This window comes from Govania unica, from assembly GCF_027920805.1.
GTDB classification, from domain to species: domain Bacteria; phylum Pseudomonadota; class Alphaproteobacteria; order Sphingomonadales; family Govanellaceae; genus Govanella; species Govanella unica.
In genome coordinates this window covers 79,308-96,582 of sequence record NZ_JANWOI010000004.1, presented here as the reverse complement: position 1 = coordinate 96,582, position 17,275 = coordinate 79,308, and the positions used below count along the sequence as shown (strand labels likewise).

The following is a 17,275-nucleotide window of genomic DNA, read 5'->3' as shown; positions in this document are numbered from 1 at the left end:
GAGCCGGCAACGGTTCGCCCCTGTCGCTTTTAGACGGCCCCGGGATTTTCCAGACTGAACATATGCGTGTGATCGTCATAGGCGAAAATCTCGGCATAGCGGCCCCAGCTGATGATGGCGCGCATGGTCTGGCGGGCTGCGGCTGGTGCCATATGATCCTCGAGTTCATCGGAAAAGCGGCTCCAGGACGCGGTATGGCTCGGCCGTTCGTCAAGCACATGACGAACGTGACCCGCAAGCCCCACATAGGCCATAAGATGCTGTGCAAACAGATGCTTGCGCTCGTCCGTGTTGGCCTGCATGAACCTCATGCCATCCGAATTCAGCTTGATGTCACCGCCCCCCACATCGGCAAAGCGCAGCATCTGCAGGGTTTCCGCAATCGGAAACAGATCATCGATCTCCATATGCAGCAGGGCGGCAATGACCGGCAGATCGGCCTGGCCGTTATAGGGCGCGCCGCCCACGGTCTCCACCAGACCGGCCAGCAGGTTTGAGGAAATATGCGGCAGCACGGTATCGAGCCCGGCCCCCACATGCTCGTGCCGCGGGGCTTCCTGGTCAGTCGCAAGCCTTGCGGTCATGACCAGATAGATGTTCTCCACAAGGTCGCGAAAGCCCGGATCGAGACGATCGCGCGGCCGGGGCAGAGTGACCTTGATCTCGTCGAGAATGCGCCCGGGGTCGCTGCCGAATACCAGAATACGGTCGCACATCAGTACCGCTTCCTCGATATTGTGGCTGACAAGAATGATGCCCTTGATCGGCAGCTGGCCATTCGCCCATAAATCAAGCAGATCGCTGCGCAATGTTTCGGCAGTCAGCACATCAAGGGCCGAGAACGGTTCGTCCATCAACAGGATATTGGGATGGACCACCAGCGCCCGAGCAAAGCCGACGCGCTGACGCATGCCGCCCGACAGCTCCCGCGGGAAGGCGGATTCAAAACCGTCCAGCCCGATCAGATCAATCGCCTCAAGCGAGCGCTTGCGGATCTCCGCCGACGGCAAACCGAGCGCTTCAAGCCCAAGTTCGACATTTTGCAAAACCGTAAGCCAGGGAAACAGGGCAAACCCCTGAAACACCATGGCAATGCCCAGGGGCGGGCCGACGATGTCCTGTCCAAGATAAGAAATCGTCCCGGCCACCGGCTGCGACAGTCCGGCGATCAAGCGCAGCAAGGTCGATTTGCCCGAGCCGGAGCGGCCGAGCAAGCCGATGATCTCCCCCTCCTGCAAGCTGAGCTCGATGCCATCGAGCACCAGAAGCTCCCCCCCATCCGGTCTTGCGAAGCTTTTGCGCAGACCGTGAATTTCCAACAGTGAAGACTGCGTCATCTGCAACGTCCCTTAACCAAGGCGGTATTTACGTTCGGCGAAGCGATAAATCGGCCGCCAGAAAATACGGTTGATGACCACCACAAACAAGCTCATGACAGCGATCCCAAGCACAATGCGGTGAAAGTCCCCCGCCGTGGTCGCTTGCGCGATATAAGCGCCAAGTCCATGGGCCTGAAGCTTCTGATCGCCCCAGGACACAACCTCGGCGACGATGCTCGCGTTCCAGGAGCCGCCGGACGCGGTGATGGCCCCGGTCACATAAAAGGGGAAGATCGCCGGCAAGGCGATCCGCCGCCACCACAACCAGCCGCGCACATGCAAATTCGTGCCAATGTCGCGCAGCTCGGATGGAATAGTGGAAGCTCCGGCCACCACATTGAACAGAATATACCACTGCGTGCCGAGGATCATAAGCGGGCTCAGCCAGATATCGGGATTGAGCCGGAACGACGCGATAAAAACCACCGCGATCGGAAACAACAGATTGGCCGGGAAGGCCGCCATGAACTGGGCAATCGGCTGGGCAATATGTGCCACCCCGGGCCGCAACCCGATCCAGACGCCGATCGGCACCCAGATGACACTGGCGATGAAGATCAGCACAAAGACCCGAGCCAGGGTGGCGAATCCAAGCAGAATGGCGGTCCCGACCTCGGCCAGGTCCAGTCCGCCATGTATGAAGGACGCAATATACCAGACCGCGCAAAGCGTTGCGGCCCCTACCAGCGCATACCACAGCCAGTCGATCCAGCGCGCGTCAAACCCCCGCCCGGGGACCGAGGGCTCCGCTCGCTGTCCGAGCGACGGCACCCGATAGGTCAAACGCCATAAACGGCTCATGAACCTGACCAGCGCCGCCACCATCCGCGATCGGCGCATCACCGTCAGCACCCAGGACTGCGGCGGTGCGACACTGATCTGCTGTTCAAAGCGAAAACGATCAGCCCAGGCAACCAGCGGCCGGAACAGAAGCTGATCGTAAATAAGGATCACCAGCAGCATGGTGCCGATCGCCCAGCCGATGGCAGGCAGATTGCGATCGGTCACGGCCAGCGCGATATAGGACCCGATGCCCGGCAACATCACCGTCGTCTTGCCGACGCTGATGGCTTCGGACGCGACCACAAAAAACCAGCCACCCGACATGGACACCATCATGTTCCATACGAGTGACGGCATGGCGAAAGGCACGTCAAGCTGCCAGAACCGCATCCAGGGCCGCAACCGAAAGCTGCGGGAAACTTCGACCAGCTCCTCAGGCACCGTGCGCAGCGACTGATAAAAGCTGAAGGCCATGTTCCAGGCCTGACTGGTGAAGATCGCAAACACTGCCGCAAATTCGGCGCCCAACACCCGGCCCGGCGCAAGCGACATGAAATACACCACCGTGACCGAGATAAACCCGAGAATCGGCACCGATTGCAGGATATCCAGAAGCGGGATCAGAACGATCTCGGCCCGGCGACTGCGCGCCGCGAGGGTTGCATAGGTAAAGGTGAAGACCAGCGACAACGCCATGGCCGCCAACATGCGCAAGGATGTGCGCAGGGCATAACCCGGCAGAACCGACGGATCGAGGGAAATCGGACTTGTGGTCAGAACCGACAGCGGCTGCATCAGGCCGCGACTGGCTTCGGCAAAAAAGATCAAAGCCGCCAGAACAAGAAGGATGGCGAAGATATCCCAATAGATGCGTTTCTGACCAATCGCGGTTTGACGATTATCGTCCTGGCGGAGTGCGGCTACAGAAGCCGGGCCAGTCATGGGCATCGCCCTATCATCTTCCAAAGCCCGGCCCGCCGCCAATGTCTGCGTCCCACGCCTGTCATCCCGGTCTCATGCATCATGCAGGGCGGCTCCTCCAAAGAACATGTCGTCCGGAGTCTGGCGCACAACCTCCGTTCCGGGTGACGATCACCTGGAACAAACTCTAGCAAAAATATGGTTGCAATGCAGCAACAGATCCCACTACCGTTCGGAGCCCTCTGAACGTCGCGGCATTCCGATCATGACAGCGCTCGGCCTGCAAATTCATGTGAGCGCCCTCCGGCAAGCGGGCCTCAAACCCTTCCTTCTCGGCGCGATGCTGTTCCTGTTCGGGGGCGGATATGCCATCAATCGCCTGATGCTTGGCCATTTAGGGCTGAACTAGCCCACACTATCCAGAGCCGGAACCGCTTGCGGATTTTTCCAGTCGAGCGCCAGGGCCAGTTGCTCCTTATCGAGATCCCCCTCCCAACGCGCCACAACGATGGTGGCCACGGCATTGCCGACCAGATTGGTGAGGGCGCGGCATTCCGACATGAACCGATCAATGCCGAGGATCAGGGCCATACCAGCCACCGGCACGGCCGGCACTACGGACAAGGTCGCAGCCAGCGTGATGAACCCGGCCCCGGTGATTCCGGCGGCGCCCTTGGAGCTCAGCATGGCCACCAGCAGCAGCAAAATCTGATCGCCCAGCGATAAATCGATATCCACCGCCTGAGCGATGAACAGCGCCGCCAGCGTCATATAAATATTGGTGCCATCCAGATTGAACGAATAACCGGTCGGGATCACAAGACCGACCACCGATTTCTTGCAGCCCGCACGCTCCATCTTGGCCATCAGGCTCGGCAGGGCCGCCTCGGAAGAACTGGTGCCCAGTACCAGCAGTAATTCTTCCTTGATATATCTCAGCAAAGCCAGGATCGAAAAGCCATTGTAACGGGCGACGGCCCCAAGCACGACCAGCACGAACAACAGAGAGGTCAAATAAAACGTGCCGATCAGAAACAGCAGATTGGCGATCGTTTGCAGGCCGTATTTTCCAACGGTGAAAGCCATCGCCCCGAAAGCGCCGATGGGCGCCGCCTTCATCAGGATAGCCACGAGCTTGAACACCGGCTGCGACAGCGACTGCAACAAGGTCACGACCGGAGCCGCCTTGTCCCCGACCAGGGCAAGCGACACCCCGAACAGGACCGAGAAAAACAGAACCTGCAATATATCCCCGGAAGCAAAGGCCCCCACAACCGTCTCGGGAATGATATTGGTGAGAAAAGCGACGATGCTTTGCTCGTGGGCTTTTGTGACATAGGTGCTCACGACCGACGCATCAAGCGTCTCGGGCGCGATATGGAGGCCGCTGCCCGGCCGCAACGTATTGCCAACGATCAGCCCGATAATCAGGGCGAGCGTCGAGAAGGTCAGAAAGTAAATCATCGCCTTCCCGGCCACCCGGCCAACTTTTTGCAGGTCGGTCATACCCGCAATACCGATCGCCACCGTCAGGAAAATGACCGGCGCGATAATCATCTTGATCAGTTTGATGAAGGCATCCCCGAGAGGCTTCAGACTGATACCAAGATCAGGATAAAAATGACCAAGCAGAATGCCGACCGAAATGGCAAACAGCACCTGAACATAAAGATGACGGTAAAAAGGCCGCTTCGTGAGCAAAGCCTCGTCTAAATTGACCTGCACGCGTTTATCGCCCCTGAAACATTACACCCGCCCCAACAAGCATAGCTCGCAGTCTGGGCTGTTAGTCGGTGACCAGCGCATAGGCCCTTGATGTCGAGCGCCGACCAAGCCCCGCTGCCCCCACGCCGATGATCGACAAAACGATACTGACACTCAAGAGAGAGAGATACAACGCCTGCTCATCACCAAAAACCCGGTCCGTCACCACGCCGATCATAAGCGGCCCGAGGCCCACGGCAAAGAAAGTGATAATGCACAGGAAAGCCGCGCTGATCACCCCGCGCAAATGACTTGGCGTCAGCATTTGCACCCCGGCCAGCCCCGCAGGAGACGCCGCCGACAAACAAAAATTGAGCGCGCCATACGCCACAAGCGAAAGACTGAGAACCCGCGTCGTGCAGAATAAAATGGCGCAGGGTACAGCCAGCAGCACCATGCCCATGATCACTACGCCCGGCGCCGCGCCAAGCCCCATCTTATGCAGGCGGTCGGTCAGAAAGCCGCCCGACAGATTCCCGCTCACGCCGGTGATCAGAACCAGGAGCCCCACGGTCCAGCCACTTTGCGCCACCGTCATGTCGAAAAAACGGACGTAAAACGTAGGGGCCCAGGCGGCAAATGACTGAACCAGAGCAATAACACAGGCCGCAGCCAGAAAATGCGTGCCATAAGCCATGCGATGACCGCCTGCATAATCAAGCGCCGCGCCGATCCGCGGCTTCGTCCGGCTTGCCCGCATGGGTTCCCTGATCGTGAACATCACCACGGCCAGAACGAGGCCCGGGATCGCCGCCAAAACAAACAGGCCCTGCCAGGGACGCAAGACGCCAAAATAGGGCAGCGTGAGACCATTCTGCGACACCAGCCAGGCAAGCACCGCGCCCCCGCCGATGAGCGCCACGCCATGCCCGAGAACAGCGCCCGAGGTAAAAACGGACACCGCCCGCGCCAGATGATCGCGATGAATATAGGCCGTAATCAGCAACATCGCCGCAGGCACGAGCGCTGCTTCGCCAAGACCGACCCCGATCCGCGCGGCGAATAAGGTCGGAAAATCGCCCGAAAGTCCGCAAGCCGCCGTGGCCGCGCTCCAGACCAACAGACCACCGACAATGAGATTGCGGCGGTGGCTGATATCGGCGAGATGCCCCAGGGGAATGGCGGCTACCGCATAAAGAATGGCAAAACCCGTGCCATGCAGTAACCCAAGCTCGGTGTCGGTGAGATTGAAATCCTGTTTCAGTGGCACCAGAACCAGGCTCATCAGAAAGCGATCGATAAACGACACCAGATGCGCCAGCGCCAACAGGCCCACGACGTACCATCCATAAAAACGCGTCGCGGGCAAAGACGTCTTGACCATGCCAATCACCTGTATACTGCCTGAACGAGAGCCTCGCACCGATCACCAAGGCTTGCGCCGCCGCACATGAAATTCGGGCTGTAGCTGAAAGCAATGCCCGCTTCCGGATCGGCGAAACCAACCGCCCCGCCCGCACCCGGATGACCAAAGCTTGCCGGATTAGGCCCGAACGACGCCATGGGCGCGGAATTAAGAAAAAACCCGCAGCCATAGGTCAACTGCCGATCAGTCATTTCACAGATTCCGCTCCAGCTTTGCGTGCGGGCCTGCGTGATCAAATCCGCCGACAGCAGGGAGATGCCGTCAAGGGTGCCACCACTAGCCAACAAGGCGAAAACGCGCGCGATGGCCCGGGCATTGCCATGACCGTTGCCCGATGGCATGACGGCGCGGCGGAAAATATCACTGTTATAGTGAAATTCGGGTTCGGCCGGTTTGACCCGCCAGGCCCGGCCGAGCTTGGTTGTCTCACTGCTGGCCTGCTGCAATGTCTGACTGTTCGGATTGGCAATAAGCGGTGCGACCCTTCTGTAATCCGCGCCCTTCAACCCGAACCGGTAATCAATACCAAGCGACGCGGCAACCTCCTGATCAAAGAAAAGATCTATGCTGCGACCATCAATCCGTCGCACCAGCTCCCCAAGAAGAAACCCGCAGGTCATGGAGTGATAGCCGCCCTTTGTTCCAGGTTCCCATTCGGGAGCCTGGATTTCAAGCGCGCGAATGATGGCCGGCCAGTCGTAAAGCGAATTGTCCGGCGCCTGGTCGGCATAAAGCAATCCGGCTTTGCCCTGCATAAGGGTGCGAACCGTAATGGCTTCCTTGCCGGCCTGACCAAATTCCGGCCAATATCGCGCCACCGTCTTGTCGAGATCGAGATGGCCGCGATCCACCAGCATCAGCAGGCAGAGCGCGGCCATCGATTTTCCAACCGACATCATGCAGACGATGCTGTCTTCTGTCCAGAGTTGGCCCGTGTCCGGGTTGGCAACGCCGCCCCAAAGATCGACAATCTTTTGTCCATCCTTATAGACAGCAACGGCCGCACCAACTTCACCGCGGTCACGGAAATTTTCCGCAAAAGCGTCCTTCACATGCGAGAACCGCGGATCGCATGTTCCCTGAAGGCAGACCTCAATCATCGTCATATCATGCTGCTTTCAAAGCGAACGAAATTTAATAATCGACCGTCAAGCGCAGCCCATAGGTCCGCGGCTCACCGACGCGCCCGCTGATCAGACCGAGATTGGCCGTTCCCGTGAGATAAGCCTTATTGGTGAGGTTGCGCCCAAAGGCCAGAACCTGCCAGCGCTCATTCGGAGAGGTGTAGCCAAGGCTTGCATTGACCAAACCAACCGAGCCCTGGGATTCAAGCGCTCTGTTTTCCGCGGTAAAAAATTGCCGGTCCTTCCAGCCATACTCCGCGCGGGCGAACAACGATCCCTTGCCGTTCAAATCCTGATCATACTGCGCATAGATCGAATAGGACCATTTCGGAGCAAAGTTCAAAATATTGCCGGATGCATCAAAAGGAATATTCCCCGCCTTCAAGGCATTCGGATAATTTTTATAAACAGCATCGAGATAGGCAAGATGCCCGCCGATCTGAAGCCCTTCGACCGGCGCCGTGACAAGTTCCAGCTCAACGCCGTCGATCTTCGCATCCGAGGCATTGGTGATATCGACCACACCCGGCGTGAGGAACGACTGCACCTGAAGATCGGTATATTTATAATGGAAGGCCGCGCCGTTCAGGCGCAAGCGGCGTTCGAGAAGATCGGTTTTGAAACCAAGTTCATAGCTCCACAGCTTTTCGGGATCAAATCCCTGCAGGGGATTGGCGCTTGAAAAATTGAAGCCGCCCGATTTGAACCCGCGTGAGATCGACGCATAAACCAGCACATCGTCCACAGGACGGAATTCAAGACCCAGTTTCGGTGTCCAGGCATCATAGGTATTGGACAAGGAATAAAGTCGCGGATATCCGGCCAAGGGCAATCCGGTGATCAGGGACCGCTGGCTGTAGTTCTGATCGAAATCCTTGGTTTCGCGCGTGTAACGCATCCCGGCGGTCACCGCTATCTGGTCGGTCACATGATAGGTGCCCTGACCATATCCGGCCCAGGCATTGGTATTGACCGTTGGGTTGGGCGTGGTCGCCGTATTGGTCGCGAAAGCATTGACCGATGAATTGGCAAGAATATGCTCGCGGAAATAATAAAGACCGAGCACATAGCTCAGATCATCGATCGCCCCGGTCAGATTGAATTCCTGTGAGAACTGCCATTGATCCTCAAGCTGGTCCGTGCGCCGGACATTGGCCGCTGTCGCATCGCTGTCCGACGAACTGATCAACCGGCTTTCCCGATAGGCGGTCAAGGACGAAAGCTTCATGTTGTCGGTCACATCATAGAGCAGTTCGCCCGAGAGACCCCGCGTCCGGCGTTGCGAGCGGCCCTTCAGATTCAAGGCCACCTTCCCGTAATCGCCATAAATCGTGTTGACGATCGGCTCGGTCGGCGACAGCTGCAACAGTTTTACATAAGCGCCACCGGCATCATCTGTCTGGAGATTATCGGCGCGCAGCCGGAATTCGAGACGCTCGTTCGGCGTGAAGCGAAGCTGCACGCGCCCGGCCCAGACGTTTTCGTTGTCGACGTCATTGCCGGTGTCCACGATATTCTTCAGATAGCCGTTACGCTTGCTGCGCAACAGCGACACACTACCCGCGAGCTTGCCCTCGATCAACGGCCCGCTGATATAGCCTTCAGCCCGCATCAGATCGTAATTGCCACCAGTGAACTGCAGCTTGGCCCTGAACTCATCATCCGGTAACCGACTGATGACATTGATCGTGCCACCGACCGAGTTGCGCCCATAAAGCGTACCCTGCGGCCCACGCAGAACTTCGACCCGTTCGACATCGAGAAAATTATTCAGGTAGGAAATCGGGCGCGCCATATAAACGCCGTCCACATGCAGGGTCGAGCTCGGATCGGAGCCCGCAAAGACATTGTTGGAGCCAATGCCGCGAATATAAACCTGCGAAAAGGAGCCGTTCTGCGCAATGACCAGATTGGGTGTCAAAGACATCAGATCCTTGACATTATTCAATCCTGCCTTCGCGATCAGATCACCCGTCAAGGCCGTCACCGCGAGCGGCGTGTCCTGCAGCCGCGTTGCCCCGGCTTTGGTGGCGGTGACGATAATTTCTTCAAGCGCCAGATCGGATTTCGTCTCAGCAGCAGCGGCCGCGCCGAACGTCGCCATAAGCGCCGCCGAGGCAATGCCTGACATCCACAACATCTTAGTCATCTAAGTCCCCCCATGGGTTGAGATATGACGGAGTGTTTCCCCCGTCTTGGCAGACCGCACGAGATCACCCCACGCAACGGACTGTTGCATCCATTGTTTCCCGCCAAGGATCTATCATGCTGGCACTGAGAGACGCCCTATTCGCCTCTTAGCGCGATCACACTATGGAATAGAATAAATCGGGCCGCAAGTATTTTGATCAAAATAAAAGATCAAAATAAATATGCCCAAAATTCGCTCCTGAGAAGGGCCCAGAGATATTCAAAATATATAAATATATTCAGTATATTACCTATTTTCTGGCCGCAAACTCCACCCCATGAAGAAGGCTTCATATATGCCAGACATGCCCGTTTATGGTGAGATTAATTGACTTTGATCAAATTATTTGATCTCTTCACCCCCCTGCAGCGTTTGACTAAACTGCTCAAATAAACCGCCGGAAAACAAGGTTCTGGGAAAAGGGACTGACATGACAGGATACGGGAACATGGGGCGCGGCATAGTGTTTCTCGCGACAATTGTATGGGGCCAGGCGGAGGCAACTGATATTCCGGGATCGGCGCGGGTCGTCGAGCGCAGCACCCAAGGGCTTGAGCAGCCCGCCGAAATTCTGATCGATTATTGGGGCATCGCCCATATCTATGCCGGCACCGTCCATGACGCGTTTTTCCTGCAGGGCTATAATGCCGCCCGCGACCGCTTGTGGCAGATCGACTTGTGGCGCAAGCGTGGTCTTGGCCTGCTGTCCCGGGATTTCGGCCCGGACTATATCGCCCAGGATCGGGCCGCACGCCTGTTCCTCTATCGCGGCGACATGGCTCGCGAATGGGCCGCCTATGGCCCCGATGCCAAATCCCAGACCGAGGCCTTCGTCGCCGGGGTCAATGCCTTTGTCGGAGAGATCCGTAACGGCGCGCGGCCCCTGCCGGTGGAATTCACCACCGCCAGCAGCATGCCCGACCTCTGGTCTCCGGAAGACATTCTGCGCATTCGCAGCCACGGTCTCACCCGCAATCTGACGTCTGAAGTCGCCCGCGCCCATGTGGCCTGCAAAGCCGGACTTCAAGCCGACAGACTGCGCCGGAAACTCGAACCGGACTGGACAACAAAAATCCCAGCCGGGCTCGATCCCTGTCAGATCCCGAAAGAGGTCCTGACCGATTATCGCCTCGGCACCGATGGCGTGACCTTGGGCAAACCTTCGACCAAAACTGCGCTTGATGACGAGCCCTTCGCCGAAGAACCCATCACCGCCGCCGGATCAAACGCCTGGATCATCGGCCCCGAACGGACCACAACCGGCCGCCCGATCCTCGCAAGTGATCCGCATCGCGCCGTCACCGTGCCGTCTTTGCGCTATATCGTCCATATGAACGCCCCCGGGTTTTCCGTGATCGGCGCGGGCGAGCCTTTCCTGCCCGGCGTCTCCATTGGCCATAACGATACCATCGCCTTCGGCCTGACGATTTCCGCCATCGATCAGGAAGATCTCTATGTCTATGATCTGAACCCCGCCAATGCCGGACAATACCGCTATCAGGGACAGTGGGAAGACGTAACGATCATCAAGGAGCCCATTCCCGTCAAGGGTCAACCCGATGCGATCGTCGAGCTGCGCTTCACCCGTCACGGCCCTGTGCTGTATCAGGACCCGGCGGGCGCGCGCCTGTTCGCGCTCCGCGGACTGTGGAGCGAACCCGGCGCGGCCGCCTATTTCGCCTCCTCGCGCTATATGACGGCCCATGACTGGGACGCCTTCAAGGCTGCCGTGGCCGAGTGGCGTACGCCGTCGGAAAATTTGCTCTATGCCGACAAGAACGGCAACATCGGCTGGGTCGTGGCGGCAGGCGCGCCGTTGCGCCCCAATTGGGACGGCCTCCTGCCAGTGCCCGGCGACGGACGCTATGAATGGAACGGTCTCGCCCCGGCTGACCGTCTGCCGCAAAGCTACAACCCCCGCGCCGGATGGTTTGCCTCGGCCAATGAAATGAACCTGCCGGCAGATTATCCCCTGCGCGACATGAAGCCCGGTTTTGAATGGGCCGAAGCCTCACGCGCCACCCGCCTGAAAGACGTACTCGGCAGTGCCGCCAAAACATCGCTGGCCGATTCCATGGCCCTTCAGATGGATGATTACAGCGTCATGGCGCGGCGACTGACCAAACTTCTTGCGCCCCTGATCTCGGACGACCCGGTCATCCATAACGGCCTTGCGCTCCTTAAATCCTGGAATCTCCATATCGAGCGCGACAGCGCCGCCGCTGCCCTGTTTGAAGTCTGGTCCATAGGCTATCTGGGCAAGGCAACCGTCGCCAAAGTCAGTCCCGCCGTAGAACCGATCATCAAATCAGGCGCCATCGATGCCGTGGTCTCCTATCTCGAAAAACCGGACCGGGCGCTCGGCCGTGATCCGGCGCGCGCCCGCGATGCCCTGCTGCTGTCAACGCTCAAGGAAGCCATGACAGATCTCCAAACCAGACTCGGGCCCGATCACGCCACATGGCGCTGGGGGCAACTGCATCACGCCCAATTCGACCATGTCTTGTCACCGACCGCCGACAGTGCCCTCCGCGCACAACTCAATGTCGGCCCGATGCAGAAATCCGGCGGCACCACTACGGTCAATCTGAGCCCCTATGACATCTCCGACTTCCGTCAAGTGCACGGCGCATCTTTCCGCATGGTGCTGGACGTTGGAGAGTGGGACAACAGCGTCACCATCAACACCCCGGGCCAGTCAGGGAATCCGTTCGATCCCCATTACCGGGATCTCTTTCCGCTGTGGCTGAACGGCCAATATGTTCCCCTGCTCTATTCGCGCGCCGCCGTCGCACGTTCCACGCAAACGCTCATCAAATTCACGCCCGGACACCCTAAGCCATGACCGATGAAACCCCACTGTCCATTCCCGCCACCGGCGGTCCGCAACGCGACACCCTGAAGGAGCATTGCAGCACCGAGCTCAAACTTGCCTTGATGGCGGGCCGTTTCACGCCAGGCGATCAGGTCACCGTCCGAGCCTTGGCCGATCAACTGAAGTTCACCATCATGCCCATGCGTGAAGCCGTGCAGCGTATGGTGCTGGCGGGTGCGCTCATCAATCTTCCGAATGGCCGTGTCAGCATTCCCAAGCCGACACGCGCCGAATTTCTCGAACTCATTGATATTCGTCAGAGGCTTGAACCCATTGCCTGTGAGCGGGCGACCAAGCATGTCACCGATCAGGATCTTGAGCAGATCGCCGCCTGTCAACGCGACCTCGTACAAGCCATCGCCAATAGCGCTCTTGAAGAGAGTATCCTGTGCAATCTGAAATTCTATTTTTCAATTTACAAAGCGGCCCAATCGCCACATCTCAGCGATCTCATCGAAATGGTGTGGCTCAGATTTGGCGCCATGATTCCCCAACCCGTCGTTCTCATCTACCGCTGGAGCAGCCCGCGCGGGCAGACCGAATATGTCGCCAATCAAATGAAGAACCATGAGGCGCTTCTAGGGGCGCTGCAGACACGGGACACCATCGCCGCCAACCGCGTCATGAACCGCATCATAACCATGAACGAAGAATTCTGTTTAAGAACATTTCCTTTCGACGATGCCGCGAAAGAGTGACGATACCGTCATAATTCCATCCGAATCATGACCCCGGACAGGACAACCTGACAGGCCCCCATGCCCCGCCCTATCGGACGCCCCAAGGACGGACAGAGCGCTGTATAAAGCCATGAATGGCCTGAGCTCCCTCGGCTCGACAAAGATCAGATGAATGATTTAAAAATGCCCCATCGATGCTCGCAGACCGGCGACATACAGCACTGACTAAAACCGCTGAACACACAGCTTCATATCAGCCATCGCATCCCCGAAACTGTCATCTTCTGCCTCTCATCACTCAGTCGTACACCAAACGCCTACGACTGATTTTACCCATATGAAATTTCAATCCGGACAGCCACACGAGAGGTGACGGTGTAGATACCCCAGACACCGACTAGCAGTACTGTTTCAACCCACGCCTCCGCACGGGAGGCGACGGATGTCGTAACCAACGCGGACCTTTTCACCACCGTTTCAATCCACGCCTCCGTGCGGGAGGCGACCGGGTGGCGACATAGGCTTGGATTACTGGGTCGAGTTTCAATCCACGCCTCCGTGCGGGAGGCGACGCATACGCCATCAATTGTAGATTGACAACTGGTGGTTTCAATCCACGCCTCCGCGCGGGAGGCGACATCTTTTTTCTGAGCGCCACCGCCTCTGCGCCCCGTTTCAATCCACGCCTCCGCGCGGGAGGCGACTCCTGTTCGCCGCCGCCGAAAGTGTTGAAGGCGGTGTTTCAATCCACGCCTCCGCGCGGGAGGCGACAAGAAAGTAGCTGCGGACGCGGCCCCGCCTGCCGGTTTCAATCCACGCCTCCGCGCGGGAGGCGACTTCTGCGCCGTTAGAATCCACTCAGATAGCTTGTGTTTCAATCCACGCCTCCGCGCGGGAGGCGACGATTGTTTTGCCCATGCCCCGGCTGATTTGAACGTGTTTCAATCCACGCCTCCGCGCGGGAGGCGACCGCCGCCAGTCGCGAAAGCGGCCGACTGGGTGGAAGTTTCAATCCACGCCTCCGCGCGGGAGGCGACCGCACTTCGCGGCTTGTAGGCACCAAAGCTAACGGAGTTTCAATCCACGCCTCCGCGCGGGAGGCGACCCAGACGGGAGGGGTCAGCTATGGCCTCTATAACGTTTCAATCCACGCCTCCGCGCGGGAGGCGACTATTGAAGCCACAATTAGATTCCCCGTGGTCACGAGTTTCAATCCACGCCTCCGCGCGGGAGGCGACAGGAGATTTCAACATGGCACGTAATTTCAAACAGGTTTCAATCCACGCCTCCGCGCGGGAGGCGACCGGCCATGCCAATTACGCCGGCAACGACGTCTATGTTTCAATCCACGCCTCCGCGCGGGAGGCGACGGGATTCAAGGCGCGGTTCCTGCTCGCCATTCATGTTTCAATCCACGCCTCCGCGCGGGAGGCGACGTCATCACGCGCGATGAGCCGCTAGAAGGAATGGCGGTTTCAATCCACGCCTCCGCGCGGGAGGCGACCGGCGCGGTCAATTCGAGTACGTCACCTTCCTGTTTGTTTCAATCCACGCCTCCGCGCGGGAGGCGACACATCGGGTCGAACCTTATCGTGCGAGAGTTTAAGTTTCAATCCACGCCTCCGCGCGGGAGGCGACTTCGGGAAACCGATTATTTCCGCCAGCAGATGTGAGTTTCAATCCACGCCTCCGCGCGGGAGGCGACAATGGTGAAATAAATCCTTCAGCTACCAATCGATTGTTTCAATCCACGCCTCCGCGCGGGAGGCGACACCAAGACATCGAACGAGCGCTAGCATATATCAAGTTTCAATCCACGCCTCCGCGCGGGAGGCGACCGCCCTTGAAAATGTGGTTCTTGAGGCACGCGAGTTTCAATCCACGCCTCCGCGCGGGAGGCGACGGCCGATGAAAGTGAAGCATTGCAGCACGATCTAGTTTCAATCCACGCCTCCGCGCGGGAGGCGACCAGGCCGTCTTGGTGGTATTCATCGATCGGATCGTTTCAATCCACGCCTCCGCGCGGGAGGCGACGCGGGCATATCAGCGTCTCCCGATCAATTTGATGTTTCAATCCACGCCTCCGCGCGGGAGGCGACACACTGACCAAAAATTTCAGAGGAGCACCGGGAGGTTTCAATCCACGCCTCCGCGCGGGAGGCGACCACGCAAACAGGATGCCATCAACCGCGCAGAGAGCGTTTCAATCCACGCCTCCGCGCGGGAGGCGACACTCTGAAAAGGGGTTTGCCGGGATCATGACGCAGTTTCAATCCACGCCTCCGCGCGGGAGGCGACGTCATATGCCATGAAACGCAACACCGCCTTGGTGTTTCAATCCACGCCTCCGCGCGGGAGGCGACCGCGGATACACGATGAGGCAACTCGGCGACATCCTGTTTCAATCCACGCCTCCGCGCGGGAGGCGACACCTCTATAGCTAAGGGCATTGTACAAGAGACCGGTTTCAATCCACGCCTCCGCGCGGGAGGCGACCTCACGCAGCCACCCCCCCGAACCGCACATTCCCAGTTTCAATCCACGCCTCCGCGCGGGAGGCGACACGGCAGATTCTTTCAGCACCATCCCCGTTTCGAGGTTTCAATCCACGCCTCCGCGCGGGAGGCGACGCCTGACTCATGGTGGTACACGTAAATGATGATTTGTTTCAATCCACGCCTCCGCGCGGGAGGCGACGTGGCTGTTGCAAAAAGTCGCGGCGGGCGGCGAACATGTTTCAATCCACGCCTCCGCGCGGGAGGCGACTTGATTCAGTCAAGAGCCGATCCGCGCGGGACGCGTTTCAATCCACGCCTCCGCGCGGGAGGCGACTCGATGCCCCACGCCTTGACGTGATCGGACGCAAAGTTTCAATCCACGCCTCCGCGCGGGAGGCGACCGCTTTCTTCGGGGCTGTACCCCGTGGCTAATCGGTTTCAATCCACGCCTCCGCGCGGGAGGCGACGAGAAATGAAATACCGGGTTCACGGCCACGCGGTGTTTCAATCCACGCCTCCGCGCGGGAGGCGACGAGACGAAAGCCGGTAAACGGCACCTCAAAATTGTTTCAATCCACGCCTCCGCGCGGGAGGCGACTTTGATCGGCTGGCGCGCCGGGCTGACGGACAAAGTTTCAATCCACGCCTCCGCGCGGGAGGCGACACACCCAGGATGACGCTCTCGAAGCCCACATAAGGTTTCAATCCACGCCTCCGCGCGGGAGGCGACCACCGTAACCGAGGGACCCTATCTCGACTCGCACGGTTTCAATCCACGCCTCCGCGCGGGAGGCGACCTGATCGAAGATTGCGCTGGCCGTGGTGACATGGGTGTTTCAATCCACGCCTCCGCGCGGGAGGCGACCCAACACCAGCGACAGCGCAACAGTTTTGGCGTGGTTTCAATCCACGCCTCCGCGCGGGAGGCGACAACCAGATATGCTCACGAAGCGCTCGCATCTTTGGTTTCAATCCACGCCTCCGCGCGGGAGGCGACGCACCTCAACCACAGTGGTGCGGCCGAGGTATTCGTGTTTCAATCCACGCCTCCGCGCGGGAGGCGACCAGCACGGTCAGTTCCCGGTTGACCGTTGAATTTGTTTCAATCCACGCCTCCGCGCGGGAGGCGACGATGCAATCAACTTTGTCTTCGAGGGACATCTCGAGTTTCAATCCACGCCTCCGCGCGGGAGGCGACATGGAACGGTGATCAACACAATGACGCTATACATGTTTCAATCCACGCCTCCGCGCGGGAGGCGACGGCGTTCTCTGGCTGTGGATCAGCCCGTGCTCGCGTTTCAATCCACGCCTCCGCGCGGGAGGCGACTGGCGCCTGCGCCGCACCGGGGCCATTCTGGCCCGTTTCAATCCACGCCTCCGCGCGGGAGGCGACGTCGGTGCACATGTTCAGGGTTGTTTTGCACGCGTTTCAATCCACGCCTCCGCGCGGGAGGCGACTCGGCAGTTGCAGCATGGCGGTGCCGTTGGCCGCGTTTCAATCCACGCCTCCGCGCGGGAGGCGACGAGTGATTGATGTCTGTGGTTCAGTCAATCTCAGGTTTCAATCCACGCCTCCGCGCGGGAGGCGACCGGCGAGATCAAGCCCACATGCCGCCAACCGGGCTGTTTCAATCCACGCCTCCGCGCGGGAGGCGACGTGGTGACAAACAAGTCCTCAATTCTTCTGAGGT

9 protein-coding genes and 1 CRISPR repeat array (1 of these 10 running past the window's edge) are annotated in these 17,275 nt (G+C 58.9%); of the genes, 3 read left to right on the top strand and 6 right to left on the bottom strand.

Features of this window, described 5'->3' with window-relative positions; all coding sequences use genetic code 11:
• Positions 1 to 29: 29 nt before the first annotated feature.
• Positions 30 to 1,337 (bottom strand): ABC transporter ATP-binding protein, encoded by a 1,308-nt coding sequence (locus NYP16_RS11250; protein ID WP_274944242.1) that lies wholly within the window; start codon positions 1,335 to 1,337, stop codon positions 30 to 32.
• A 12-nt stretch (positions 1,338 to 1,349) separates the two neighbouring features.
• Positions 1,350 to 3,104 (bottom strand): ABC transporter permease, encoded by a 1,755-nt coding sequence (locus tag NYP16_RS11245; RefSeq protein WP_274944241.1) that lies wholly within the window; start codon positions 3,102 to 3,104, stop codon positions 1,350 to 1,352.
• Positions 3,105 to 3,348: 244 nt separating this feature from the next.
• Here NYP16_RS11245 and NYP16_RS11240 point away from each other — a divergent pair, with 244 nt between their 5' ends.
• On the top strand, positions 3,349 to 3,492 hold the full coding sequence (locus NYP16_RS11240; protein WP_274944240.1) for a hypothetical protein: 144 nt from the start codon (positions 3,349 to 3,351) through the stop codon (positions 3,490 to 3,492).
• Here NYP16_RS11240 and NYP16_RS11235 read toward each other — a convergent pair.
• The 4 genes from NYP16_RS11235 to NYP16_RS11220 all read right to left on the bottom strand — a co-directional run bounded on the left by NYP16_RS11235 (position 3,489) and on the right by NYP16_RS11220 (position 9,486).
• Positions 3,489 to 4,808, bottom strand: a complete 1,320-nt coding sequence (locus NYP16_RS11235; protein WP_274944239.1) for a dicarboxylate/amino acid:cation symporter — start codon at positions 4,806 to 4,808, stop codon at positions 3,489 to 3,491. The genes NYP16_RS11240 and NYP16_RS11235 overlap by 4 nt on opposite strands.
• Positions 4,809 to 4,869: 61 nt before the next feature.
• Entirely contained in the window at positions 4,870 to 6,171 is a 1,302-nt protein-coding gene (locus tag NYP16_RS11230) for an MFS transporter (RefSeq protein WP_274944238.1), read from the bottom strand.
• Positions 6,172 to 6,176: 5 nt separating this feature from the next.
• Positions 6,177 to 7,319 (bottom strand): serine hydrolase domain-containing protein, encoded by a 1,143-nt coding sequence (locus NYP16_RS11225; RefSeq protein WP_274944237.1) that lies wholly within the window; start codon positions 7,317 to 7,319, stop codon positions 6,177 to 6,179.
• A gap of 28 nt (positions 7,320 to 7,347) precedes the next feature.
• On the bottom strand, positions 7,348 to 9,486 hold the full coding sequence (locus NYP16_RS11220; protein ID WP_274944236.1) for a TonB-dependent receptor: 2,139 nt from the start codon (positions 9,484 to 9,486) through the stop codon (positions 7,348 to 7,350).
• A 490-nt stretch (positions 9,487 to 9,976) separates the two neighbouring features.
• Between NYP16_RS11220 and NYP16_RS11215 the strand changes: the two genes are divergently transcribed.
• Positions 9,977 to 12,373, top strand: a complete 2,397-nt coding sequence (locus NYP16_RS11215; protein WP_274944235.1) for a penicillin acylase family protein — start codon at positions 9,977 to 9,979, stop codon at positions 12,371 to 12,373.
• Positions 12,370 to 13,101 (top strand): GntR family transcriptional regulator, encoded by a 732-nt coding sequence (locus NYP16_RS11210; protein ID WP_274944234.1) that lies wholly within the window; start codon positions 12,370 to 12,372, stop codon positions 13,099 to 13,101. The genes NYP16_RS11215 and NYP16_RS11210 overlap by 4 nt, the downstream gene beginning before the upstream one ends.
• 390 nt (positions 13,102 to 13,491) lie before the next feature.
• Positions 13,492 to 17,275: direct repeats of the CRISPR family, unit length 32 nt; unit sequence GTTTCAATCCACGCCTCCGCGCGGGAGGCGAC; it runs 5,675 nt beyond the window's last position.

Coding starts and splice junctions, on each gene's coding strand:
- NYP16_RS11210 (WP_274944234.1), top strand. CDS start 12,370: ATGACCGATGAAACCCCACTGTCCATTCCCGCCACCGGCGGTCCGCAA.
- NYP16_RS11230 (WP_274944238.1), bottom strand. CDS start 6,171: ATGGTCAAGACGTCTTTGCCCGCGACGCGTTTTTATGGATGGTACGTC.
- NYP16_RS11215 (WP_274944235.1), top strand. CDS start 9,977: ATGGGGCGCGGCATAGTGTTTCTCGCGACAATTGTATGGGGCCAGGCG.
- NYP16_RS11245 (WP_274944241.1), bottom strand. CDS start 3,104: ATGACTGGCCCGGCTTCTGTAGCCGCACTCCGCCAGGACGATAATCGT.
- NYP16_RS11225 (WP_274944237.1), bottom strand. CDS start 7,319: ATGACGATGATTGAGGTCTGCCTTCAGGGAACATGCGATCCGCGGTTC.
- NYP16_RS11240 (WP_274944240.1), top strand. CDS start 3,349: ATGACAGCGCTCGGCCTGCAAATTCATGTGAGCGCCCTCCGGCAAGCG.
- NYP16_RS11220 (WP_274944236.1), bottom strand. CDS start 9,486: ATGACTAAGATGTTGTGGATGTCAGGCATTGCCTCGGCGGCGCTTATG.
- NYP16_RS11250 (WP_274944242.1), bottom strand. CDS start 1,337: ATGACGCAGTCTTCACTGTTGGAAATTCACGGTCTGCGCAAAAGCTTC.